This window comes from Limnobaculum zhutongyuii (genome assembly GCF_004295645.1).
Classification (GTDB): domain Bacteria; phylum Pseudomonadota; class Gammaproteobacteria; order Enterobacterales; family Enterobacteriaceae; genus Limnobaculum; species Limnobaculum zhutongyuii.
Genome location: NZ_CP034752.1, coordinates 2,523,953 through 2,548,792, shown reverse-complemented (window position 1 = coordinate 2,548,792; position 24,840 = coordinate 2,523,953). Strand labels below are relative to the sequence as shown.

Genomic DNA, 24,840 nt, shown 5'->3' with positions numbered 1-24,840 from the left:
TTATCCCAGGAAATTATGTCATCAGAATTCATAACCGGTCGCGCTAATTCCCCGCTCAGTCAGATTAAAACTGGCATATTACTGGTGAATTTAGGTACGCCTGATGCCCCAACTGCTGCTGCGGTAAAACGTTATCTGACCCAATTCTTACAGGATCGCCGGGTGGTGGACCTCAATCCTCTGATATGGTCGTTTATACTGAAGGGAATAATTCTGCCGCGTCGCGCACCCAGAGTGGCGAAACTCTATCATGAAGTATGGATGGAAGAAGGCTCTCCGTTATTGGTTTATAGCCTACGCCAGCAGCGAGCATTAGCCGCTCGTTTGCCGCAGGTGCCGGTAGAGCTGGCAATGACTTATGGTTCACCTTCCGTTAAGCAGGCACTGGATCGGTTACAAAGTCAGAATATCAAACGTTTGGTGGTGTTACCGCTCTATCCACAATACTCTTGTTCAACCACCGCAGCTGCCTGGGATGCACTTTCCGCCGAACTGGCTAATCGTCGTGATTTGCCAGAAATCTCATTTATTCGTGATTATGCGGAACATCCGTTATATATCGCGGCGTTAGCGCGTTCTATTCAGACATCGTTTGAGCGCTATGGTAAACCAGATTTGCTGCTGTTTTCTTATCATGGCATACCACAACGCTATGTGGATGAAGGTGATGACTATCCTCAACGCTGTGAAGCCACTACCCGTGGTGTTGTTGCTGCTTTGGGGCTGGAGCCTTCAGAGTACAAAATGACCTACCAGTCGCGTTTTGGTCGTGAAGTCTGGTTGCAGCCCTATACTGATGAAACGATGCGTTCATTGCCTTCACAGGGCGTTAAATCTATACAGGTGATTTGCCCGGGCTTTGCATCAGATTGCCTGGAAACCATTGAAGAGATTGAGCAACAGAACAGGGCTTTCTTTCTGGAGAGTGGGGGCGAGAGTTATCACTATATTCCTGCGCTGAATGATAGCGTGGAGCATATCGATCTGTTTGAGACATTAGTTACTGAACGCGTATAGTTAATTGTGCATAAAATAAAGGCCAGTGCTTGCCAAACGGCAGGTCACTGGCCTGATAGTGATTACCGAAGATTAAATCGGACAACCTTCCATAATGGTATCTTTTTTATTTTCTCTGTCCTGATACAACTCATCAATCATGCCCTGCGCGATTTCACGCTCGCCCATAATCACATGGTTTGCGCCGCGCTCTGAAATGTATTCCACTTCGTCATCATAGTGAGCTCGGGCAATAATCATCAGGTCAGGGCGTTGAGAGCGGGCATAGGCTACAATCTCACCGGCTTCATAACCGTTAGGTGTGGTAACCAGCAGACAACTGGCACAGTCCAGACGCGCCAGAGTCATAATCTCGTGGTTACCGGCATTCCCCAGTACGGTGCTGATATCCCGCTCCCGCAAAATCTCTACCCGCGAAAGTGAATTCTCAACTACCACTAATGGGATATCCTGATCGTGCAAACGTTCGCAAAGAATATTGCCAACCCGACCATAACCAACCAGAATTACATGGTTACACATATCCACCGGAACCTGTGCCACTTCTTCTTCCACCACTTCCTCAATAATTTGATCTTCAATGGTTTCAGTTTTAGCCAGATATTGCCCAATCAGGTTAAACACCAGTGGGTTAAGCAGAATAGAAAGGATAGCACCAGCCAGAATCAAACTCTGACCATCTTTGTTCAGAACCCCTAACGCAACCCCCATACTTGCCAGAATAAAGGCAAATTCCCCAATTTGTGCCAGACTGGCAGAAATGGTCAGCGCGGTACGTTTTGAATGGCCAAACATACGTACAATCAGGAAAGCAGCAATAGACTTGCCCAGTACGATAATCACTAATGTACCCAGTACGGCTAACGGCTGATCAATGAGCGTCATTGGCTCAAACAGCATACCGACGGAAACGAAGAACAGTACCGCGAACGCATCGCGTAACGGCAGGGTGTTTTGCGCCGCCCGGTGGCTCAGCTCGGATTCGTTAAGCACCATACCCGCAAAGAAAGCGCCAAGCGCAAATGAGGCCCCAAACAGCTGTACAGAGCCGTAGGCGATTCCCATAGCGATAGCCAGAACTGAAAGGGTAAATAGCTCATTAGAGCCGGTAGCCGCGCTTTTTGCCAGTAACCACGGAACCACCCGACGGCCGACGACAACCATCAGTACAATAAAGGCAATCACTTTACCAAGGGTTATGCCCAGAGAAATGGCCAGATTGGTAAAGTCACTGTGTCCCTGTTGCATAATGCCGGTGATGGCGGGTAACAACACCAGTGCCAGCACCATGGCTAAATCTTCTACAATCAGCCAGCCGATTGCTATTTTCCCCCGCTGGCTTTCAATCAGCTGTCTCTCTTCAAGGGCTCGCAGCAGCACCACGGTACTGGCGGTGGACAGACAGAGGCCAAATACGATACCGGTCATCAGATCCCAGCCTAATCCATAAGCCAGGCCCATCCCCAGTAGCGTTGCAACGGCTATTTGCACAATAGCGCCGGGAATAGCGATCTTTTTAACGGAAAGAAGGTCTTTGAGCGAGAAGTGCAACCCTACACCAAACATCAGCAGGATTACGCCAACTTCGGCTAACTGATGGGCTAGGGCTTCATCAGCGACAAATCCTGGAGTGTGTTTACCTGCGACAATCCCTGCAATCAGATACCCTACCAGAGGGGAAATTCGCAGACGATTGGCGATGAGGCCAAAAATAAAGGCCAGTACCAAGCCTCCGGCAATGGTGGTAATGAGTGGTGTAGAATGATCCATCAACGCTCCTTTTTGTTGTGGGGGAAAAGGGGACGTTTTAATTTTATGGTATTTATCGTACTTTTGCTTGGGAATATTTGCTATTTATGAAAAAAAGTATCAATTAATTACTGAATCGATTAAAGACAGGCATTTATACAATATTGAATCATTATCATCATGCTCCATAAGGTTTTTCCCTGCGCAGAAAAATTTTTTCCACGCAGGAGTAAGCCAAATTACTACACCTTATGCTCAATATTTGGTAACAGAGCGGTCAGAATACCCAGCAGAGGAAGGAAAGCACATATATGGTATACCGTCTCGATGCTGGTTTGGTCGGCCACATAGCCTAATGCGGCGGCTCCCAGTCCTCCCATACCAAAAGATAATCCGAAGAATAAACCGGAAACCATACCGATTTTCCCCGGAATCAGCTCTTGTGCATACACTAAAATGGCGGAAAAGGCAGAAGCCATGACCAGACCAATAATCACGGTCAAAATACCGGTCCAATAGAGTGATGCATAGGGTAAAATGAGGGTAAAGGGTGCTGCTCCAAGGATAGAGGCCCAAATAACATATTTACGCCCAATCTTATCTCCAACAGGCCCGCCAATGATGGTTCCTGCGGCAATAGCAAATAAGAAAACAAATAAATGGATCTGAGCATTTTGCAGGGTAACGCCGAATTTATGCATCAGATAAAAGGTATAATAACTACTTATGCTAGCCAGATAGAAGTATTTGGAGAAAATCAGCGAAAGTAGAATAAACAGCGAAAAGGCAATAGTGCTGTTGGGCAATTTCTGTGCAGTCGACGGTCGTAATGGTTTGCCGCCATTGCTGCGTTGCTGAGCCTGATACCAGCGGCCGATTTGTAATAACACCACAATAGCCAGTAAAGGCGCGATAGCGAACCAGGTTAATGTGCCTTTGCCATACGGCGCGATAAACGCGGCTGCCAATAATGGCCCCAGTGAAGCACCAAAGTTGCCGCCAACCTGAAAGATAGATTGGGCCATACCGTGACGACCACCGGAAGCCATGCGGGCAACCCGCGATGATTCAGGGTGGAACACCGAAGAGCCGGTACCTACCAAAGCTGCAGCCAGCAAGACCATATGGAAGTTTGAAGCATAAGCCAGCAGAATCAGGCCAACTAGCGTAAATGCCATTCCCACCGGTAGCGAGAAAGGTTTAGGGTGTTTATCCGTATAGAGCCCAATTAACGGCTGCAATAATGAAGCGGTTAGCTGATAAGTCAGTGTGATTAAGCCTATCTGACCAAACGACAGTGAGAACTCTCCCTGTAACATAGGATAGATGGCAATAATCAGCGATTGCGTCATATCATTCAGCAAGTGAGAGACGCTAATCGCGCCTAATATGCGAAATGATGTCTTACGCGAATTATCCACCGCGGGTGGTAATGTATCGGTACTGGTTTGATTTGTCATAGTATTCGTTATTTTTGCTGAAGATGCCTTAGAACATAGCCCTAACCCAAAGCACAACCGATAAAGCCCGGAACTGGACTTTATCGGTTGTGCTTATGTTAAATGGGTGTGAAGCCAGTATAGCGTGGTGGTGGTTAGCAATAAAAGCGTTATTGTGTGTTAAATCGCCATTTTGATCAGGGATTAGCGGCCTTCCGCTGCAATAGGAGCAAAGGTGGCTGAGGTTAAACGGCAAAGATCTGCTGGTGCCAGCTCAATATCTAATCCACGTTTTCCACCAGAAATATACATTGTAGGAAATGCTTCTGCTCCCGCATCAATGACAGTAGGTAGTCTTTTTTTCTGTCCTAGCGGGCTGATGCCACCAATCAAATAACCGGTAACCCGTTGGGCCTGCATTGGGTCAGCCATCTCAACTTTTTTGGCCGACAACGCTTTAGCCATTTTCTTCAGATCTAACATACCGGATACTGGCACAACGGCCACGGCTAACTGTTTGATATCACCATTTATGCTGACTAACAGAGTTTTGTAGACTCGTTTAGCATCCAGACCCAGTTTATTTACCGCTTCGTCGCCAAAATTGGTTTCGTTAGGGTCATGATCGTAAGGATGCAGGGTGTGGCTTACTTTTTGTTTTTTTAACAGATCAACTGCAGGCGTCATAGAAAATACCTTTCAAACTAACTATCAATAACAGTAAAAATAATGGCTAAAGTGGCGTGGCATTATCATAACTCGTTACGCCAGCATTTTCTTTTAATAGCTGTAGCAAATTATGCTCACCAAACAGATGTAAGGCGCCAACCACCACCACATACTTTCCTTTTGGCAACGCCAATAGCTGCTGTTCCCACTGGCGATTACGATTTGCAACCATCAGATCGTACAGATCGCCACCCATACCGTAAGGCAAACTAAGAGACTCGTTACTGGCGCGTTGGTTTAACCACCAGCCAACCATGATTTGCATTAGTTGTTCATTATCCTGCCAGTGAGCTAATGAGTCCTGTAATAAAGGAATGCCATTATTGGGAAGCTGTTCTAAAAGATTGAGCTGTTTTTGGGCACCTTCCAGTTCAATTATTGGGATGTCATGCTGATTTGCTGCCTGTATCACCTGAAAATCAATGCCATACTCACCTTGCAGGCCAAACTGCTGAGCCTGGGTATTTTGTAATACCAGCGCCGCCTGCCAGCCAGATTCAGTTGCGATATGCTTAATATCGAGTTTGAGCTGTTGGCTGATTTTTGTCAGTTCCAGATACTCTGGTTCACTAAGTCGCTCAGAGAGATGAGGGTAATCACTACGACCATTAAAATTAACCGGTTTGGAGATATCGACTTCAACGATGATTCCATCAGCCTGCTTTAACTGCTTCAGCAGGGGGACAGGAAGGGGAGACATCTCTTTGGTTCCCATATGAATACTTCCCACCAGGTGCAGTTGGCTACCGTTAGGCATCACCATATCATAGGCCGGATAAGCGCAAGCCAGCGGTGGCGCTAAACCCAAAACAATAGCCAGTTTTTGCAGTGTTTTAATCATCAGAGCCTCAAACAGGGAATGACATAAGTTTATTAAGCATTAGCTTTGGTGGTTAATCAACAACGGGGTTATTTTTCTTGTTATAAATCATGTCAGTATTTCAATGAAAATTGAGATAGTTACTTGTTTTTCCCTGCCTGATAACCGTATCAACATTAAATTATACCGGTTAGCTTCACCTGATGTTTTCAAAGCAGTTTCGCAAATGTGCAGTTTAATTTCACCAGTGGCTGACCAAGAGTTACGTCTGGTTAGCCTTTACGGAATGGGTTACTCTCTGAGTCAGATAAATAACGATAGTATTAATAGAATCAGCTTTGGTAGTAAAGATATAACCCAATGCATTCAACGATAAATAATAAAAACAGGTAATCATGAAACGTAAAGATGCAGTTTGCCAGGAGTTAGAACGACTGACGCTTACCCTGAGGTGCGATGCTTTAGGGGATGCCGTAGGATTTGATGCAGACACTATTGGTTTTAATCTTGGGTTGGCTCGAAATTCAGTCAGTAAAGAGCTAAATCAACTTTGTACTGAAAAAAGAGTGATAAAAATTAAATCCCGTCCGGTACTGTTCTTACATCTGGCGGTGGTTGAAAAACTGTTGGGTATTAACTTTAGTCATGATGCTTTATTAGAAGTTAAAACGTTAGCGGAACTGCTGCCAATAACGGAAGAAGATAACTTAGCAGATACCGATCCTTTCCATTCATTAATTGGTTATGACCGCAGTTTGAGGCTGGCAGTAGAAAAAGGTAAAGCGGCAGTGCTTTATCCGGGAGGATTACACGTTCTGCTTACTGGCCCTTCTGGCGTAGGTAAGACTTTTTTTGCTGAAGTGATGCATCAGTTTGCCGTCGGCCAATTAACCCATTCAACGGTGCCTTTGGTCTATTTCAACTGTGCCGAATATGCTAATAACCCGGAGTTGCTCTCTTCTCATTTGTTTGGTCATAAACAAGGGGCGTTTACTGGCGCCAGCGAAAATAAGCGAGGATTGATAGAGCAGGCCGACGGTGGTTTTTTACTGTTGGATGAAGTGCACCGTCTACCCTATGAAGGGCAAGAGAAACTATTCTCCATTTTGGATAAAGGGGAATATCGCCCGTTGGGGTCAAGTGAGAAAGCCAGATCCATCAGCGTTCGGTTAATTTGTGCTACCACAGAAAGTGCCGATTCAACGCTATTACGGACCTTTTTGCGTCGAATTCAGGTGACGATTGCCATTCCTGCGCTGCGAGATCGTTCGCTGGAGGAACAGGTTGAAATCATCATTGGCTTTATTCAGTTGGAAAGCAGGAAAATTGACAGGACCATTCGTCTTGATAAAGGATTGTTGTTGTATCTGCTGGAAAAACCATTGGCAGGTAATATCGGTCAGTTAAAAAGTGATATTCAATTCTTGTGCGCTCAGGCTTGGGCAAGTGGAATGGGGTCTCCACAACAACATCCGATACTGATTCTGGATAAACGTCTGACCGACAGCCATGTTTCTGCTAACGCCAGTAGCCGGTTACTGGTTGACGGATTATTTGGTCAGAAAGAATTTATCGATATCAACGCTCAACCATTCGCTCAACTAAAGCAGCATTTGATTGCGTTGAGTTCTGAGCAGGATAGCGATCTGTTTTATACCTATCTGACTCGTGAGTATGTCAATTTACGCAATAGCAATGTGCCGCCTCAAGAAACGCTATCCATTCTGAAGAATAAGTTACGGACTATTTTTGAATATGGACTTTACAGCCATAATGCCGGAGAGGCGGATGAACGCTATTACGGTGGTCAGATTGAGCAGCGAATTTCGCTGCTTACGGGTTGTATCGAACAGGTTCTTGGATTTCCATTGCCGCAGAATATGGTCGGGCATCTGCGTAAACATTTTCTGGCGCTTCTTTCCTATGTTCAAAAAGGCCTGATCCCAAATCTTTACTCTAATAGCCTGATTTTAGACTACTGCAAAGATGAGTATGAAAATGCTACTCAGTTATGTCAGAAAATTAATGAGATCTTCCATATTCAGTGTCCATCAACTGAAATCGTCTATTTATGTCTGTTCTTAAAAGAGTGCCGTAGTTTTCGCCAACGTAAAGATGTTAATCCGGACTGTGGTGTGATGCTGATTGGTCATGGTTCTACAACGGCAAGCAGCATGGCGAACTATGTGAACCGGGTACTTGAGCGAGAGCTGTTTACCGCTATCGATATGCCATTTGAACAATCGGTTCATGACACATTAGAGCTGTTGATTAATGAAGTGCGTGAAAAACATTACCAGCGATTGGTATTGATTGTTGATATTGGCTCTCTGGTTCATTTTGCCAGTACCGTGAATAAACTGTTTCATATCGATGTATTGCTGATTCAAAATATTACGCTGTCATCACTGTTAGAAATAGGTCTGGACTTAACTTATGAAACCAGTGAATTTGAACCATTAATGGCCTTGATGAATAGTAAAGGAATTCCTTTTCATTTGTGCGATCGGCACGAAGAAGAAAGTGGAAAAGTATTGGTTATCTCCTGTATTACCGGCATGGGTACCGCAGTAAAAATTAAAAAAGTGCTGGAAGAGAGCTTCGGCACGTTAATGTCAGATGATACCAAACTGATTGTGGTTGACTACAACGAGGTTCGCAGCCTGGAGCGATTGCGTAATGCCATTGGCGGCAGTGAGCGTTTGGTGGGGATTGTGGGTACTTTCCAACCAGGATTACCCGATATACCGTTTATCTCGCTGGAAGAGCTGTTCTCTGAGCAGGGACCTGAGTTAGTGCTCAGTTTACTGACTCCGGATTTGAATAGTGCAGAGCGCCAGCTGGAAGTTGAACGCAGTTCAATGCGCTTTATCAGCGCGCTGACGCTGGAAAGTATTATCAACCATATCTCGGTTCTCAATCCTCAACGAATTTTGCAGGAGATGGAAGGCGTATTGCATTTAATTTGCCGGACTCAGGATATCCATCCAACCCGTCAGGTGACACTTCGTTTCCTGATTCATTGCTGCTGTATGGTTGAGCGTATCGTTTTAAGCCATAAACCGTTACAGATAGCATTGGATGCCGAGCAGGATTTAGACCAACAGGCATTTTCTGTCATCAAGAATGCTTTTTTACCTATAGAACAGGCATATTCTATTCGCCTTTCTGACGCTGAATACTTTTATATCTACGAGCTGCTTTACCGCTAACCCTTCTATGGTGGGGATTTAATCCCCCGCACCTCCATAACGATCTCTGACGTGCCACAAAGCTGGCACGTCAATTGCTATATCCAAAGTAATACTAAATTTAGCAATTTATTTTCAGGGAAAATCAGGAGGTTCTTTTGTCTTTAACACCACAAATTTTGCTGCTTACTCACGGTGGCTGGGGGGCGCAACTACGTGAAAGCGTTCGCATGGTGATCGGTGAAACCGACGGTGTGTTTGATATCGCGTTGATGCCGGTTGATACCCTTGATGAATTTTATCAAAAAGTTAAGCAACAGGTTTCTGTTATGCCTGCGGGGTCAGTGATTCTGACGGATTTTATTGGTGGAACTACCTCCAATGTTGCTGCCCGCCTGAGTGCGGACTACCAAATTGGCGTGATTTCTGGTCTGAACGCTACGCTACTGTTAGCGGCCATAGATTTACGCGATCGGGGTGCACTAACTGACGCGATTGATGAGTTAGTCGAATTAGGTCAGAAAAGCTGTATTGACGTTGTTAAGCATATTAAATCAATAACATCAGAGGAATAACATCATGGCTAAAATCGTACTGTGCAGAATTGATAGCCGCCTTATCCACGGACAGGTCGTTACTAAATGGGTTGGACAATCTCAGGCGAATCGTATTGCCGTTGTCAGCGATGAGCTGGATGCCGATCCTTTCATGAAAAGTATCTATTTAATGGCAGCGCCGCCTAATGTGAAGGTGGACTGTTATAGCAACCAAAGCTTTGCAGCAGCATGGAATGAAAATCAATTAGGCGAAGGTAACGTGCTGGTTTTGTTCCCGAATCTGGCATCCGTACAAAAAGCGGTAATAGATGGCTTTAACGTTACCGGCATTCAGGTTGGTGGGTTAGGTGGTGGGCCAAACCGCAAAGCGGTATTCCAGAATATTACTCTGGATGAAGCTGATGTCATCGTGTTACGTGACCTGCAACAACGTGGCGTTAACGTTATTTTCCAAACTATTCCTGAGGACAAACCTCAGGCGTTGGAAGATGTATTAAAAAAATTCTGACTCCACGATAGCCAAAGTAACAGAAGTTGCCGCTAACGCTGATGCAACTTCAAACAATAAAAATAGAACATCTTAGGAGTAACACTATGGATAACTTAACTGTTGCCATCTGTATGGGACTGTACTACTGGTTTGCCCGTTTGCGTTTGGGGTACACCTTATCGGGTATGTTAATCCAGCCTATTGCGATTGCTGTATTTGTCGGTTTGTTACTGGGCGATATGAAAACGGCGATGATTATTGGCGCAGGAATGCAATTAGTTTATCTGGGCGTAACATCTACTCCCGGTGGTAATGTGCCTTCAGACCCAGCATTAGCAGCCTGTATCGCCTTACCGATTGCGGTTAAAGCTGGCATGGACCCCAATCTGGCAATTGCTCTGGCAATACCGTTTGGCGTTATCGGCGTGTTTATTGATCAGTTGCGTCGTACTTTGAACGCTATCTGGGTTCATATGGCGGATAAGTATGCTGAACAGGCAAATATGCGCGGCATCATGATGTGTGCATTCCTGTATCCGGCATTACTGGGGTTAGTTATTCGCTTTCCGGTGGTATTTGCCGCTAACTATTTTGGTCAGGGCGTAGTCGAAAAATTCCTGGCATTAATGCCTCACTGGTTAACTCATTCCTTTGAAATTATGGGTGGGATCCTGCCTGCACTTGGATTTGCTATCACCATTATGGTTATCGGTAAAAAGAGTTTACTGCCGTACTTCATTGCGGGTTTCTTCGCCGTTATTTACTTAAAGGTCGACATTATGGCCATGGCGATTTTCGGTACCTGCGCGGCGTTCTTAGTAAAAAATATGGCGAAGAGTGAAGGAGCATAATCATGAGCACCACAGATAACGCAATTATGGATCATGAGTTGGTTGAGAGAGCTCGCCAGACTAACGCACTAACAAAAAGAGATATCACAAAAGCCTGGTTTCTTTACTGGCTGGGGGCAGAGGTTTCCAACTCGTATGAACGCCTGCAAAGCCTGATCTTCTGTGCTTCAATGACGCCGATTATTAAAAAGCTGTACCCACAAAAAGAAGAACAGGTTGATGCCCTCAAACGTCACCTGAACTTTTTTAACAGTGAGCAGACCTTCGGTGCCGTTATCCAAGGTGTTGCCATTGCCATGGAAGAGCAAAAGACGCGTGGTGAAGCCATTACCGACTCTTCTATCACGGGTATTAAGACCGGTTTGATGGGGCCACTGGCAGGTATTGGCGACTCCATCGTATGGGCCGCAATTATGCCTTTGCTGATTGCTATCTTTATTCCTTTTGCCGCAAGCGGTAGCGCATGGGGCGGTATTATGCCTGTAGTGCTGTATACCGGTATTACTCTGGCAATTAGCTATGGTTTAGCGCACAAAGGTTACACCCTGGGTCGTGAGTCGATAATTAGCTTACTGCAGGGGGGAAATATCAAAGAACTGATCTACGGCGCTAACGTGCTGGGCCTGATAATGATGGGGGCCCTGTCTGCCAGCTACGTTAAGATAACCACACCATTAAAAATCAGTGCACTGGAAGGATCGGAAATTGTCGTTCAACAAATTCTGGATTCGATTGCTCCCGGTCTGTTACCTCTGGCAGCGGTATTCTCCATCTACCTGTTCTTACTGAAGAAAGGGCCTCGCTATACCACTATTTTATTCTCGGTAGTGATACTTAGTTTGTTCTGCTCTTTAACCGGTCTGCTATAAGGAAATCTGGATGAATATCTACCAACGACTGGGATTGAAATCGGTAATCAATGCCAGCGGGAAGATGACGATTCTTGGCGTCTCCTCCGTTGCGACGGAGGTGATGCAGGCTACCGCCGAAGCTGCCGCTTTATTTGTTGAAATTGATGAACTGGTCGATCGTGTCGGCCAGTTAATATCACAACATACCGGCGCAGAAGACAGTTATGTCACTTCATGTGCATCGGCAGGAATCGCTATTGCAGTTGCCGCCGCGGTGACGCGTGGAGAACCTGATTTGGTTGCCCGACTTCCGGACAGTCAGGGCTTGGCTAATCAAATTGTTATGCTGCGTGGACACAATATCGACTACGGTGCCCCGATTACCACTGCGATTCGATTGGGCGGCGGTAAAGTGATTGAGGTAGGGCAAAGTAATCTCTCTTATCGTTGGCAGTTAGAAAAAGCCATCAGTTCAGAGACTGCCGCTTTGTTATATGTCAAATCTCATCACTGTGTACAAAAAGGGATGGTTGCACTGAAAGACTTTGTTGAGGTTGCTCAACGTCATCATATTCCATTGATTGTTGATGCGGCAGCGGAAGAGGATTTACGTGCTTATGTCGCTGCTGGTGCCAGTATGGTGATTTACAGTGGCGCTAAAGCACTGGATGCACCTACTTCAGGATTTATCACCGGCCAAAATCAATGGATTAGTTACTGCAAAGCTCAACATAATGGTATTGCCCGTGCCATGAAGATCGGCAAGGAAAATATGGTTGGATTGGTGATGGCAATGGAACGCTATCAAGCACATCAACCTGACTGGACACAGCAATTACCCGAACTTAAGGAGATTGCACAAAAAATATCCACGATTGCTGGTTTTCAGGCTGATATAGAACAGGATGAAGCCGGGCGTGCTATTTATCGTATTCGAGTGAAAGTCGATCCCTCTCAATTAGGATTAAATGCCGTAGAGGTTGAAGAACTGTTGCGTACGGGAGAAATTGCAATTTATACCCGTCACTATTTTCTTCATCAGGGGGTATTTAGTTTTGATCCGCGCGCATTAAAAAAGGGAGATTTCGCCTTGATAGTGGATCGCTTGCAGGAGATATCCCGATTATCCGGAGCTAAACATGCAGCAAATTAATTTTTATCAGCAACGGGTAGCCCTTAATGTATTGGCTAAGGATGTAGCCAATGCAGTTGATGTGTATAGGGCTGCTGAAGGCCATGCCGTAGTAGGAGTTATTTCAGCGCAATTCAATACGGTTGAGGAGGGAGTAACGGAAGTAACACGATGGATGGGGCAAGTACCCGCTATTTCAGTTGGTTTGGGGGCCGGGTCAGCACAACAATTTTATAAAGCTGCGATGATTGCCGCGCAGACTGCTCCGGCTCACGTTAATCAAACCTTTACTGGCTGTGGCTTTGCTGCTGGTGCACTGGCTGCACGTGGTGTAACCAATACTCGCATCAATGCCTTAATTTCTCCTACCGGTACACCAGGATGCGTGATTATTTCAACCGGTGTGCATAGCAGTCAGGGAATACCCGCCATTGTCAGTTGCGATACTGCTATAAAAATGATTCAGGATCTTGGTGGTCATGCGGCTAAATTCTTCCCGATGGGCGGGATGCAGTCGTTACCAGAACTTAAAGCGCTGGCTGAAAGTTGTGTACGTAATGGTATGACAATGATTGAACCTACCGGCGGCATTGATCTGGATAATTTTCGTCCGATACTTGAAACCTGTCTTAACGCTGGCGTTGAGCAAGTTATGCCACACATCTACAGCTCAATTATTGATGCTGATAGTGGTAATACACGTATACAGGATATAGTGAAGTTACTGGATATAGTGAAGTCGGTAATAAAGTCGCTTTGATCCCATTAGTAATATGATAAAACGGCCGGTCATTAAAATTGCTGATTATCAGTAGTTTTAATGACCGGAACTACGTTTTAGACAAATTCGTTTCCGGCTTATATTCAGCCATCAACAGTTATTTATCCTTTCGGTTTAAACCGCAACAGACGGTTGGCATTTCCCACCACAGTAATAGACGATAGTGCCATTGCTGCCCCAGCTACCACCGGACTGAGTAACGCACCGGTCAATGGATAAAGCACACCGGCCGCAATCGGGATCCCCAGCGAGTTGTAAATAAAGGCACCCAGCAGGTTTTGCTTCATATTACGCAAGGTGGCTTTAGACAACTCCAGCGCATCGGCAACGCCGCTCAGGCTATGGCGCATCAGAGTGATAGCGGCGGTTTCAATAGCAATATCGCTGCCACCTCCCATGGCGATACCCACATCGGCACAGGCCAGTGCCGGAGCATCGTTGATACCATCACCGACCATGGCGACTTTATGTCCAGCCTGTTGTAGCTGCTTAATGGCATCGGCTTTACCATCAGGTAATACACCGGCGATCACTTTATCAATACCAGCCTCTTTAGCGATGGCATTGGCGGTAATCTGATTATCTCCGGTTAGCATAACCAGTTGATAGCCCTGTTGATGTAAGCGCTGTAGTGCCTGAACGCTATCGCTTCGTAACGGATCGCGGATGGCGAACACCGCGACCAAGGTGCCGTTTGCAGCCAGTAATACTGGTGTGGCTCCTCGTTCTGCTTCGGTGCGGATAGCTTCAGCCGCTGCGCTGATATCTACCTGCTGTTCGGTCATCAGGCGATCGTTCCCCAGCAGGAGTACGATTTCACCAACGGAGCCACTAACTCCTAAACCTCGCAGCGTGCGGAACTCACTGACTTGCGGCAGGCTTATTCCTTCTGCTTTGGTCATAATCGCGTGAGCTAATGGATGGCTGGCACCTTGTTCTAATGCTGCCGCCCATTCCAATACCTGCGCTTCAGTTGTCTGATTAAAGGTATGAATGGCAGTAACCTGCGGTTTGCCTTCAGTCAGAGTACCGGTTTTATCAAAAATCACGGTATCTATTGCGCTGGCCTGTTGCAGAGCATCCGCATCACGTACTAAAACACCTAATTCAGCGGCACGACCCACGCCAGAGATAATTGACATCGGCGTAGCCAGACCTAGCGCACAAGGGCAGGCAATAATGAGCACCGTGGTAACAATTACCAGGGTATATACCAGCTGTGGCTGTGGCCCTATCAGATACCAAATCAGTCCGCTGATTAATGCAATAGCGACCACCACCGGTACGAATACCGCGGAGATACGGTCAGCCATACGACCAATTTCTGGCTTACTGCTTTGTGCCTGACGAACCAGTTTGATAATACGTGCCAGCGTGGTTTGGTTACCGATAGCACCCGCACGGAACAGGGCACTACCATCCTGAACCACGGTACCAGCATGAACGCGATCCTGTGCTGATTTCTGCTGTGGCATGGCTTCACCGGTCAGCATGGCTTCATCCAGCCAGATTTCCCCCTGTATTACTTCGCCATCTACCGGAACCCTATCGCCAGTGGTAAGTCGAATAGACATACCCACCTGAACGTCAGATAGCGGGATCACTTTCTCACCCTGTTCGGTAACCACTTTGGCCGTTGGCGGCGTAAGGTCCAGCAGCCGTTCCAGTGCTTTTGATGAGCGCTGTCTTGCCCGCTGTTCCAGTGCATGACCTAAATTAATCAGACCGATAATCATGGCGCTGGCTTCGAAGTAGATATGCCGGGCAGCCATCGGGAAAATCTGTGGCCAGATAGCAACGCTGATGGAGTAAATCCAGGCGGCTCCGGTACCCAATGCAATCAGGGTATCCATAGTGGCGCTGCGGTTCATCAGACTACGCCAGGCATTCACATAGAAGTGTCCACCAGCAGCAATCATTACTGCCAGCGTTATCAGGCCGGTCACAATCCAGTAAGGCTGGTTATCGGTGGTCACCATCATGGTGCCACCAAATACGCCCCATAGCATAAGCGGAACACCTAATGCCAGCGCCAGTGCGGACTGCCAACGGTATTTACGAATACTTTTTTGGGAGGTTTCGTGCTGGCGAGCGCGGCGTTGATCTTCATCCTGAATTATCTCCGCACCATAACCGGCTTTTTGTACCGCATTAATCAGCTCATCCTGCTGTGGCTGACCAAAGACCATGGCACTGCGTTCTGCCAGGTTGACCCGGGCCTGTTCAACGCCGGGAACACTTTCCAGCGCTTTTTGAACTTTGTTAACGCAACTGGCACAGCTCATGCCACTAAGCAGTAACTGTACGCTGTCATCGTTATCATCTGTGACTGCTGCGGGTAATGCGTCTGCCGGATGGCTATTCTCCGCCGCTGTCATTGGCTCCGGCTTTTCTGATACTGACAGCGGCTCAGTTTTTGGGTGAGCAGTACCGGTGCTCAGGCTGGCTTCATAACCCGCTTGTTTAACGGCTTCAATTAATACCGACGGTTTTGCATCACCATAGATCTCGGCTTTATCCAAAGTAACTTGAGCTGACAGTACACCCTCAACGGCTTCCAGCGCTTTGGTGGTTGCTCCGGTGCAGTGGCCGCATGAAAGGCCTGACAGATCTAACGTGACGTCTGGTTTAGCGGTTTCAGCCTGATAGCCAGCCTGCTCAACGGCGGCAATTAATTCAGAGTCAGGCAGTTCGCTGACCACTTTAGCCTGAGTAACATTTACATCGCTGGACTGTACGCCGGACAGGGCATCCAGTGCTTTTTTAACTCTGCCAGCACAGCCCATACAGGACAAACCGGTCAGTTGCAGAATAGTAGTGTGTTGCATAATAGACTCCTGATGACTTGCTCAGATTTTTCTACCGTAATTGGTTTTTCTTAGCTGTAATGAAGTTTAAACCTTCCAGCAACAGGAAGGTCAAATGATTTTTTGGTATCTGATAAAAAGGGAGAATAATTATACTTGCGGGCTTAAAACCCCAAATAGTTCCTTAATTATGAATGGGTAATCTTCATTAATTCTTTATCACTATAAAGCGAATCAAAGGGATTGATAAGGACATCTATTTCTACATTTAGTGCTGTTTTACGCATCTGGCAATATTCGGAGGAATCATTAATACATTGTATTTTATAATTTTTATTACCATATTACATTTTAAAACATTATTTTTATAAGTTTAATGATATTTCTTAAATGTGTGTTATTTCCAGATTTTCAGGGTTTTTACAACTTATTAATACCAATTAAGTTCCTTTTCCTCTTATTTTTTTAATGTAATTTAAAGAATTTATTCTTTAAATACAATTGGTTAATTATTACCATGGTTTTTCACATATGAATTTTATGCTGATTTAATTAAGTGTTATTTTTTTATTTTATTATAAAAATATGATTTTATGATTTTATGATTTTATGATTTTATGATTTTATATATTTTTATTTTTATTTATATTTTTAATAACGTGTTTTTTATTTTTCTTTTTTATTTTTAATTATATTTAAAGATAAAATAAAATCCTTATCTTTCATTCTGTTGTGATTTTACTTGCGTGTATTTTTATTATTATTTAAATTATTTTCAATTAAGTTGGTGGTAATGTGTCGTTTTATTGACAGTTATATTGTGATGATTTTAATATGAGCGCATTAAAGGTTTTTAAAATGGATGCTTTATCATTGAGTGTTTTAATTATTTTACTATTTAGAAATAAATTGGTGAATTAATTATATGCTTTTGATGGATTTGTGTTTAATACAATATGGAATGTTGATATGAATAAGGTTTATCAGATAATTTGGAATAACGCGCTGGGACAGTGGGTTATTGCCTCAGAATTAAGCCGTGGAAAAAAGAAATCTAGCCGTGCGATTTCTCGCAATCATGTTGCCGCAGTGGTATTTGGTGGTTTAAGTTCACTCCTTTCTCTGGATGCCAACTCAACTGACTATAACACTCAAATTTCGGTATCTAACGGTCAGACCTTGACCTTACAGCCGGGAGATACATTAACCCCTTCATTAATCACGGATGCACAGGGTGCAGTTAGTGCATCGGGTCCGGGCACTCTGCTCAATGTTGATGGCACGATTATGACCGTGTTAACTGGCCCATCAAGAGCCGGTTATTATCAAGTTGCTATGCTGTTGGATAATGGTGCAACAGCAAATGTTAGTCAAACCAGTATTGCATTAACTTCCTCAGACAATGGCGCTGATATCGCCAGGATTTTAAATGGTTCAAAAGCTAGTTTTTCTGATTCGAATTTGACTTCAAGTGGCGGAGGAATTTGGGTTATTAATTCTGAGCTAAATATGAATAACAGTAATATCGAATCTACCGATAGTGCAATCAGTGGTTCAAATAATGCCACAGTTTCTTTAACTGACGTTCAAATTAACTTAAACGGCACAGGTTTAGTCAGTACTCAAGCGATAAGCATGATGAACGCTAATAGCTTGACGATGACAAATGTTAAAATAACGGATGCCAGAGATTATTCCAGCGCCATATATACTAATGCCAACACTAATCAGATTGATAAATCTAATATTATCATGAATGGTAATGGTACTGACGGAATCGTTTTTGCTAATGGGCTTAATCTGTTCTTAACCGATACCAATATTACCTCCAATGGTAATACTTCCATAGGTTTACTCTCGGCGGGTGGAGAAAGCGAGGTTAATGGTGGAACCATTACCGCGTTAGGCGCTCAGTCTGTAGGGATTAGCCTACAAAACCCAAGTTTTAATCCATATGATACCGATTCTAACACGTCGGTTATTTTGAAAGCGACGGGCATTCGGGTTGAAATGTACGGTGATATAAGCTGCGGCATTTCAACTGAAAGAGGGACAAGAGCGGAGCTGAACGATAGCGATATTATTACTCATGGAAAAGCAAATCCAGCCTATGGTGATTCTGCGGGAGTTTTTGTCAGTGCTAATACGATTGCTGATGTTACTTATATGACCATTAATAACAGTCGTATTTCTACCAGTGGTGAAGGTTCTGTGGGGCTTTTAACAGCTTACGGTGCAAGTACGGTGTTAAATGGAGGTTCGGTAACCACTTCAGGTACAAAGGCTGCGGCGATCAGAGCATACGCGTCTGGTGCTGATGGTAAATTGGTAGTGAATGACACCCTCATCGAAACTAAGGGAGATGAAGGCAGCGTTGGCGTATCAGTTAATGGTGTGGCTCAAGCGCAGTTGAACAATGCGGTTATTAAAACTGCTGGTCAGAATAGCTTTGGTTTATCGGCTAACTCTCTCTACTTTGACCATGCTTATGGCTATGATAAGTACGCTGAAGCGTTGGGTGCAAGCATTGAAGCTAATAATGTTCAGATTCAGACCACTGGTGTTTCTGGTCATGGTGTTTCTGTTTCTGATGGCAACAGTATTGTTTTGAAAGATAGCTTAGTACATACCCAAGGTGCAAACGCTTATGGTCTGCAGGCGCATAGTGATGTAGGCAGTCTTCAGTCAGATAGCAACTCGGCTCAAATTACGGCTAACAATATCACTATTCTGACTGAAGGGAATAATGCATCCGGCGTAGTCGGTGTTGCTCAGGGTGCTAATGTGAATGCCGTGTTGGTTGAATTAAATGGCGGAACCATTGAAACCAAAGGGGCATCGGCCTATGGATTAAGTGCCGAAGGCGATGCTGACAGCAGAGTAAACATCAACGGTAGTCATCTTCAGATTTTGACGGCAGGAGCCGGAGCTTCTGGTCTATCGGTTAAAGATGGCTCAATTGATTTGAAGAACAGCACAGTGAAGGCTGCTCAGGGAAACGGTATAAACGTTTTAATGAACAGTGAGGTTAACCTGACTGACAGTGAAGTGACCGGTGGTAATGGTACCGCCATTAATGTAGATGGTGCTTCTGCATTTGCCTTTAATGCGAACAACTCTGTTCTGAGCGGTGATGTGTTGGTTGCATCAGACAGCAGTACTGATATGACGTTGAGCAACAATTCAACCATGACAGGTGCTGCACACGGTGTGACTAACCATAACTTAACGGATAGCCACTGGAATATGACCGGCAGTTCTGATGTCGGTTTGTTGAATATTAACCAATCGACGATCTCGTTTACCCCTCCGGTTTCCGGCAACTTTAAAACACTATCGGTGAATACATTAAACGGTAATAACGGTACATTTGTTTTGAATACGGTACTGAATGAAGGCGGTGCTAATACTCAGAGCGATAAAGTGCATGTAACCGGGGATGCCAGTGGTAATCACAATCTGTTGGTAAATAATGCGGGCGGTTTAGGCGCGTTGACAGTCGGTGATGGTATTCAGGTCGTTCAGATTGATGGTAACGAGAGTGGAGCCTTTAAACTGGGTAATACTGTCAGCGCTGGGGCTTATCAATATAACTTGTATCAGGGAGGTACGACTGGTGCAAATGATTGGTATCTGCGTTCCTATCTGGAGCCAACACCACCACCAGCGCCAGCTCAAGAGCCAGATGCAGGAGCAGTTCCAGTTCCGACACCAGCTTCAGTACCTACACCGACGAATACAATATCCTATCGTCCGGAAGTCCCTGGTTACGTGGCGGCACCTTATCTGAACGAGCAGTATGGTTTTGACACCATTGGTACGATGCATGAACGTATCGGCGATAATGTCGTACGTAATACTGGTGGTACGTGGGGGCGTATTGGCGGTCAGCATATCGAGAATGAATCTGGCAGCTTTAGCTATGATACCGATACCTGGTTTGCTCAGTTGGGAGCCGACCTGTATCAGGCGACAAATGAGGCTCAAACAGAGATTACCTCTGGTATCATGTTGACGCTAGGTCAACAAAATACAGATGCTAATGACAGCTCCCGCAGTTTGAATCCAACATTATCAACACAGACAGGTACGGTGGATACTCACGGTTATGGTCTGGGAGCTTACTATACCCGTATGGCACAGGATGGTGGCTATCTGGATTTAGTGACTCAGGGTACTTACTACCGGAATGACTATTCCAGCGATCATAATGCTAAACAGGATGGGTATGGCCTTGCGTTCTCGGCAGAAACCGGTAAGCCATTTGATACAGGGAATAGCTGGAGTATCGAACCACAGGCACAGGTGATGTATCAATATCTGTCGATGAACTCATTCAACGATGATGTGAGTCATGTTGATGGCACATCGCATAATAGCGTGCGTGCTCGCGGTGGTTTACGCATCACCAAACAAATGGAAACCATGAAGCCTTACGTATTGATGGATGTTATTCATACCATAACGGACTCTCCGGATGTCCGGGTAGCAAATACCACCATGACATCTGATTTCGATAAAACCTGGTGGCAAATAGGTAGCGGAATTAGTGCGAAAATATCGGATAATACTTCACTGTATGGTGATGTGAAATATCAGAAATCGTTCTCCTCCAATGTGGATGGCTACAGTGGTCATCTGGGGATCAAAGTTAACTTCTGATAATGCTAAATATCGCTAAGTAAAGAAAACAGAAAGCGGGAGAATGATTCTCCCGTTTTTTATTGAAAATTGTTGTTGGTCGATAACTCCATACATTCCATCGGGGCAAGCAATAGACCCATTGGATTCAGATATCCAGTGGCGTGGCTTACCCCATATGCCTTTTTATTATTTGTTATGTCTATCCATTCTTTAATCTAATGAAACCAGCGGGATACTCTTAGACAGAATAATTCTAAAGGATCCGCATACCCATGTCAGATAAGGCTTTACCTGTCCCGGTTTTACCGTTGTCACAGGAACAATTAGAACGGTTGAAGACCGCTACTTCCGGCTTAACGCCGGTACAGCTTGCCTGGGTATCAGGCTATTTATGGGGATTAACCGATAAGGATAGCAATACGCTTGCTGCCGCCATTCCGTCATCAACTTCTGCTGTTACTGCACGGCCGGTAACCATTTTATCCGTCTCACAGACCGGTAATGCACGCAGGCTGGCCACTCAACTGCGTGACGATCTTAGCCATGCCGGGTTATCAGCAACTTTAGTGAATGCGGGTGAGTATAAGTTTAAGCAAATCGATCAAGAACGGCAGCTTATCGTAGTGGCCTCTACTCAGGGGGAAGGCTATGCGCCGGAAGAGGCGATTGCGCTGTATAAATATCTGTTTTCTAAAAAAGTACCGGCATTGAATCAGACGCAGTTTGCAGTTTTTGGTCTGGGAGATACCTCCTATGAAAATTTCTGCCAGACCGGTAAAGATTTTGACCATCGTCTGGAAGAGCTGGGCGCTAAACGGTTACTGGCGCGAGTAGATGCGGATGTTGATTATCAGTCGCTGGCTGAGCAATGGCGGCATCAAATTGTGGAACGTCTGAAGGCTGAGATTCCTGCATCGTTGCCATCATCTGCAACCCATACACAAGGCATCAGTGAAAGTCATAGTAAATATACTAAAGAGCAACCGTTAATCGCGTCGTTATCCGTTAACCAGAAAATTACTTCACGCAGCTCCGATCGCGATGTCCGTCATATAGAAATCGATTTAGGTGACTCAGGGCTAAGCTATCAGCCGGGGGATGCATTAGGTGTCTGGTTTCAAAATGATGCTGCATTGATTGAAACTTTGCTGTCGGAATTGGGTATTGCGGGTGACACACAGGTTGAGGTTCACGGCAAGCCGCAACCACTGCGGGATGCACTTAAATATCACTATGAGCTGACACAAAATACCAGCGCAATCGTGGAGTTTTATGCCAATCACAGCGGCGATGCGCGTCTGGTAGAGTTGCTGACGGATAAAGCCCGGTTACAGGAATATGCTCATAACACGCCAATTGTGGATATGGTGCGCCATGCACCTTCACCTATGGAGGCGCAGACCCTGTTAACTATGCTGCGTCCTATCACACCGCGCCTCTATTCTATTGCCTCATCGCAAGAGGAAGTGGGGAGTGAAGCGCATCTGACCGTTGGTGTAGTGCGCTATAACGTGGATGGAAATCCTCGTACCGGAGGCGCATCCGGCTATCTGGCGGATCGTCTGGAAGAAGAGGACGATATTGCGGTATTTATTGAACACAACGATAACTTCAGACTGCCGGACGATCCTTCTACTCCGGTGATTATGATTGGGCCGGGAACCGGTATTGCACCGTTCCGCGCGTTTATGCAGCAGCGTGAAGCAACCGGAGCGGAAGGTAAGAACTGGTTGTTTTTTGGTAACCCTCATTTTACTTCTGATTTTCTCTATCAGGTGGAGTGGCAAGGCTATGTGAAAAGTGGCCTGCTAAACCGTATCGATTTGGCCTGGTCGAGAGATCAACAACATAAAGTGTATGTACAGGATAAGCTGCGGGAAAACGGTAGCGAACTGTGGCAATGGATTCAGGATGGCGCCCATCTTTACGTCTGCGGTGATGCAAACCATATGGCAAAAGATGTGGAACGTGCATTACTGGACGTTGTGTCAACGCTCGGGGCTATGGACCCTGAGCAGGCCGACGAATTTTTAAGCGAACTGCGTATCGATAAACGCTATCAGCGAGATGTTTACTAATGAGCAATGATTCAGAGATTAAACTGTCTGACAACGAACGGCTAAAACGTGAGAGTAACTTTCTGCGTGGAACCATTGCCGATGATTTGAAAGATGGCCTCACCGGCGGATTTCGTGGTGACAACTTTCAGCTGATCCGTTTTCACGGTATGTATCAGCAAGACGATCGTGATTTACGAGCCGAGAGGGCGGAGCAGAAGCTGGAACCACTGCTAAACGTGATGTTGCGCTGTCGTTTGCCCGGTGGGATTATCACCCCTCAACAGTGGTTGGGGATCGATCGTTTTGCCGCTGAGGATACGCTATACGGCAGCATCCGCCTGACAACTCGCCAGACTTTTCAGTTTCACGGTGTATTAAAAAACGATATTAAGCCGATGCATCAACTGCTGCACCGCTTAGGGATGGACTCTATTGCCACTGCCGGTGATGTAAACCGTAATGTGTTATGTACTTCTAATCCTGTTGAGTCAGAACTGCATCAGCAGGCATATGAGTGGGCGAAGAAAATTTCGGAACACTTACTGCCAAAAACTCGCGCCTATGCTGAAATTTGGCTGGATGGAGAAAAGCTAGAAACTACCGACGTAGAACCCATTCTTGGTGCGACCTATTTGCCGCGTAAATTTAAAACCAGCGTGGTGATCCCACCGGATAACGATGTGGATCTGCACGCCAACGATCTTAACTTTGTTGCCATTGGTGAAAATGGTCAACTGGTTGGTTTTAACGTGCTGGTGGGCGGTGGTCTGGCGATGACCCACGGGGATAAGCTGACTTATCCCCGTAAGGCTTCTGAGTTTGGTTATATTCCGTTAGAACATACGCTGGCGATTGCGGAAGCGGTAGTAACTACCCAACGCGATTGGGGTAACCGTTCCGAACGTAAAAATGCCAAGACCAAATATACGCTGGAGCGAGTTGGCGTTGACGCCTTTAAGCAAGAAGTAGAAAAACGGGCTGGGGTGAGTTTTGCTCCTGTTGTTCCTTATCACTTTACTCGCCGTGGCGATCGCATTGGTTGGGTAGAGGGCATTGATAAACAATGGCACTTAACGTTGTTTATCGAGAATGGTCGCCTGCTGGATTACCCCGGTAAACCATTAAAAACCGGTATGGCTGAAATCGCCAAAATTCATAAAGGGGATTTTCGTCTGACCGCTAATCAAAATCTGATTGTGGCGGGGGTTGCCGCTAACGATAAAGCTAAGATAGAGAAACTGGCTCGTCAGCATGGGTTAATTAATGATGGGGTGTCAGAGCAGCGTAAGAACTCCATGGCCTGCGTATCGTTCCCTACCTGTCCACTGGCGATGGCCGAAGCAGAACGTTTCTTACCTGATTTTATTACTCAGGTAGAGCAGGTGATGGAAAAACATCAATTGCCTGACGAACATATTATTTTGCGAGTAACCGGTTGCCCTAACGGTTGTGGACGGGCGATGCTGGCTGAAGTCGGATTAGTAGGTAAAGCGCCGGATCGCTATAACCTGCATATTGGCGGCAATCGAGAAGGTACGCGTATTCCTCGTATGTATCGTGAAAATATTACCTCAGCACAAATACTGTCTGAGCTGGATAGTTTGATTGGCCGTTGGGCCAGCGATCGTCAGGAGCAGGAAGGGTTTGGCGATTATGTTATCCGCGCCGGAATTATTAAGCCGGTAGTTGACTCAGCTCGTGACTTTTACGATTAAGGAGACA

16 protein-coding genes are annotated in these 24,840 nt (G+C 45.6%); 11 read left to right on the top strand and 5 right to left on the bottom strand.

Annotation, left to right across the window (positions count from 1 at the left end; all coding sequences use genetic code 11):
• Positions 1–15: 15 nt before the first annotated feature.
• Complete coding sequence (hemH, locus tag EKN56_RS11390) at positions 16–1,017, top strand: ferrochelatase (RefSeq protein WP_130591888.1); 1,002 nt, start codon at positions 16–18, stop codon at positions 1,015–1,017.
• A gap of 72 nt (positions 1,018–1,089) precedes the next feature.
• Here hemH and ybaL read toward each other — a convergent pair whose 3' ends face one another.
• The 4 genes from ybaL to EKN56_RS11370 all read right to left on the bottom strand — a co-directional run bounded on the left by ybaL (position 1,090) and on the right by EKN56_RS11370 (position 5,775).
• Positions 1,090–2,787 carry a YbaL family putative K(+) efflux transporter gene (gene ybaL / locus EKN56_RS11385; RefSeq protein ID WP_130591887.1) on the bottom strand — a complete coding sequence of 566 codons (1,698 nt, stop codon included), beginning with the start codon at positions 2,785–2,787 and terminating at the stop codon, positions 1,090–1,092.
• A gap of 221 nt (positions 2,788–3,008) precedes the next feature.
• Positions 3,009–4,226 carry an MFS transporter gene (locus EKN56_RS11380; RefSeq protein WP_130591886.1) on the bottom strand — a complete coding sequence of 406 codons (1,218 nt, stop codon included), beginning with the start codon at positions 4,224–4,226 and terminating at the stop codon, positions 3,009–3,011.
• A gap of 183 nt (positions 4,227–4,409) precedes the next feature.
• Positions 4,410–4,892 (bottom strand): Cys-tRNA(Pro)/Cys-tRNA(Cys) deacylase YbaK, encoded by a 483-nt coding sequence (gene ybaK, locus EKN56_RS11375; protein ID WP_130591885.1) that lies wholly within the window; start codon positions 4,890–4,892, stop codon positions 4,410–4,412.
• A 46-nt stretch (positions 4,893–4,938) separates the two neighbouring features.
• Positions 4,939–5,775: a TraB/GumN family protein gene (locus tag EKN56_RS11370; protein WP_130591884.1), complete on the bottom strand. Its 837-nt coding sequence runs from the start codon at positions 5,773–5,775 to the stop codon at positions 4,939–4,941.
• Positions 5,776–6,149: 374 nt separating this feature from the next.
• Here EKN56_RS11370 and dagR point away from each other — a divergent pair, with 374 nt between their 5' ends.
• The 7 genes from dagR to dagF all read left to right on the top strand — a co-directional run bounded on the left by dagR (position 6,150) and on the right by dagF (position 13,586).
• Positions 6,150–8,966, top strand: a complete 2,817-nt coding sequence (gene dagR, locus EKN56_RS11365; RefSeq protein WP_130591883.1) for a transcriptional regulator DagR — start codon at positions 6,150–6,152, stop codon at positions 8,964–8,966.
• A 137-nt stretch (positions 8,967–9,103) separates the two neighbouring features.
• The gene (locus tag EKN56_RS11360; RefSeq protein WP_130591882.1) at positions 9,104–9,520 is read left to right on the top strand and encodes a PTS sugar transporter subunit IIA; all 417 of its coding nucleotides are present in this window, start codon (positions 9,104–9,106) and stop codon (positions 9,518–9,520) included.
• 4 nt (positions 9,521–9,524) lie between these two features.
• Positions 9,525–10,010, top strand: coding sequence for a PTS system mannose/fructose/N-acetylgalactosamine-transporter subunit IIB (locus tag EKN56_RS11355; RefSeq protein ID WP_130591881.1), 486 nt, complete (start codon positions 9,525–9,527; stop codon positions 10,008–10,010).
• Positions 10,011–10,096: 86 nt separating this feature from the next.
• A complete protein-coding gene (locus EKN56_RS11350) occupies positions 10,097–10,843 on the top strand; it encodes a PTS mannose/fructose/sorbose/N-acetylgalactosamine transporter subunit IIC (protein WP_130591880.1) in 747 nt (248 codons plus the stop codon).
• A gap of 2 nt (positions 10,844–10,845) precedes the next feature.
• Positions 10,846–11,712 (top strand): PTS system mannose/fructose/sorbose family transporter subunit IID, encoded by an 867-nt coding sequence (locus EKN56_RS11345; protein ID WP_130591879.1) that lies wholly within the window; start codon positions 10,846–10,848, stop codon positions 11,710–11,712.
• A 4-nt stretch (positions 11,713–11,716) separates the two neighbouring features.
• Positions 11,717–12,847: a D-glucosaminate-6-phosphate ammonia lyase gene (gene dgaE, locus EKN56_RS11340; protein ID WP_130591878.1), complete on the top strand. Its 1,131-nt coding sequence runs from the start codon at positions 11,717–11,719 to the stop codon at positions 12,845–12,847.
• Positions 12,834–13,586 carry a 2-dehydro-3-deoxy-phosphogluconate aldolase gene (dagF, locus tag EKN56_RS11335; protein ID WP_130591877.1) on the top strand — a complete coding sequence of 251 codons (753 nt, stop codon included), beginning with the start codon at positions 12,834–12,836 and terminating at the stop codon, positions 13,584–13,586. Before dgaE ends, dagF begins: the two co-directional genes overlap by 14 nt.
• A 122-nt stretch (positions 13,587–13,708) precedes the next feature.
• Here the strand turns inward: dagF and copA are convergent, their stop codons facing one another.
• The gene (gene copA / locus EKN56_RS11330) at positions 13,709–16,435 is read right to left on the bottom strand and encodes a copper-exporting P-type ATPase CopA (RefSeq protein WP_130591876.1); all 2,727 of its coding nucleotides are present in this window, start codon (positions 16,433–16,435) and stop codon (positions 13,709–13,711) included.
• Positions 16,436–17,383: 948 nt separating this feature from the next.
• Between copA and EKN56_RS11325 the strand changes: the two genes are divergently transcribed.
• From EKN56_RS11325 to cysI, 3 genes are all read left to right on the top strand, one after another.
• Entirely contained in the window at positions 17,384–21,076 is a 3,693-nt protein-coding gene (locus EKN56_RS11325) for an autotransporter outer membrane beta-barrel domain-containing protein (protein ID WP_130591875.1), read from the top strand.
• Positions 21,077–21,330: 254 nt separating this feature from the next.
• A complete protein-coding gene (gene cysJ, locus EKN56_RS11320; protein WP_130591874.1) occupies positions 21,331–23,136 on the top strand; it encodes an NADPH-dependent assimilatory sulfite reductase flavoprotein subunit in 1,806 nt (601 codons plus the stop codon).
• The gene (cysI, locus tag EKN56_RS11315; protein ID WP_130591873.1) at positions 23,136–24,833 is read left to right on the top strand and encodes an assimilatory sulfite reductase (NADPH) hemoprotein subunit; all 1,698 of its coding nucleotides are present in this window, start codon (positions 23,136–23,138) and stop codon (positions 24,831–24,833) included. The genes cysJ and cysI overlap by 1 nt, the downstream gene beginning before the upstream one ends.
• Positions 24,834–24,840 lie beyond the last annotated feature (7 nt).

What these genes read in the sequence shown, in the direction of transcription:
- hemH (WP_130591888.1), top strand. Translation starts at nt 16, where the DNA reads ATGTCATCAGAATTCATAACCGGTCGCGCTAATTCCCCGCTCAGTCAG.
- ybaL (WP_130591887.1), bottom strand. Translation starts at nt 2,787, where the DNA reads ATGGATCATTCTACACCACTCATTACCACCATTGCCGGAGGCTTGGTA.
- EKN56_RS11380 (WP_130591886.1), bottom strand. Translation starts at nt 4,226, where the DNA reads ATGACAAATCAAACCAGTACCGATACATTACCACCCGCGGTGGATAAT.
- ybaK (WP_130591885.1), bottom strand. Translation starts at nt 4,892, where the DNA reads ATGACGCCTGCAGTTGATCTGTTAAAAAAACAAAAAGTAAGCCACACC.
- EKN56_RS11370 (WP_130591884.1), bottom strand. Translation starts at nt 5,775, where the DNA reads ATGATTAAAACACTGCAAAAACTGGCTATTGTTTTGGGTTTAGCGCCA.
- dagR (WP_130591883.1), top strand. Translation starts at nt 6,150, where the DNA reads ATGAAACGTAAAGATGCAGTTTGCCAGGAGTTAGAACGACTGACGCTT.
- EKN56_RS11355 (WP_130591881.1), top strand. Translation starts at nt 9,525, where the DNA reads ATGGCTAAAATCGTACTGTGCAGAATTGATAGCCGCCTTATCCACGGA.
- EKN56_RS11350 (WP_130591880.1), top strand. Translation starts at nt 10,097, where the DNA reads ATGGATAACTTAACTGTTGCCATCTGTATGGGACTGTACTACTGGTTT.
- EKN56_RS11345 (WP_130591879.1), top strand. Translation starts at nt 10,846, where the DNA reads ATGAGCACCACAGATAACGCAATTATGGATCATGAGTTGGTTGAGAGA.
- dagF (WP_130591877.1), top strand. Translation starts at nt 12,834, where the DNA reads ATGCAGCAAATTAATTTTTATCAGCAACGGGTAGCCCTTAATGTATTG.
- copA (WP_130591876.1), bottom strand. Translation starts at nt 16,435, where the DNA reads ATGCAACACACTACTATTCTGCAACTGACCGGTTTGTCCTGTATGGGC.
- EKN56_RS11325 (WP_130591875.1), top strand. Translation starts at nt 17,384, where the DNA reads ATGAATAAGGTTTATCAGATAATTTGGAATAACGCGCTGGGACAGTGG.
- cysJ (WP_130591874.1), top strand. Translation starts at nt 21,331, where the DNA reads ATGTCAGATAAGGCTTTACCTGTCCCGGTTTTACCGTTGTCACAGGAA.
- cysI (WP_130591873.1), top strand. Translation starts at nt 23,136, where the DNA reads ATGAGCAATGATTCAGAGATTAAACTGTCTGACAACGAACGGCTAAAA.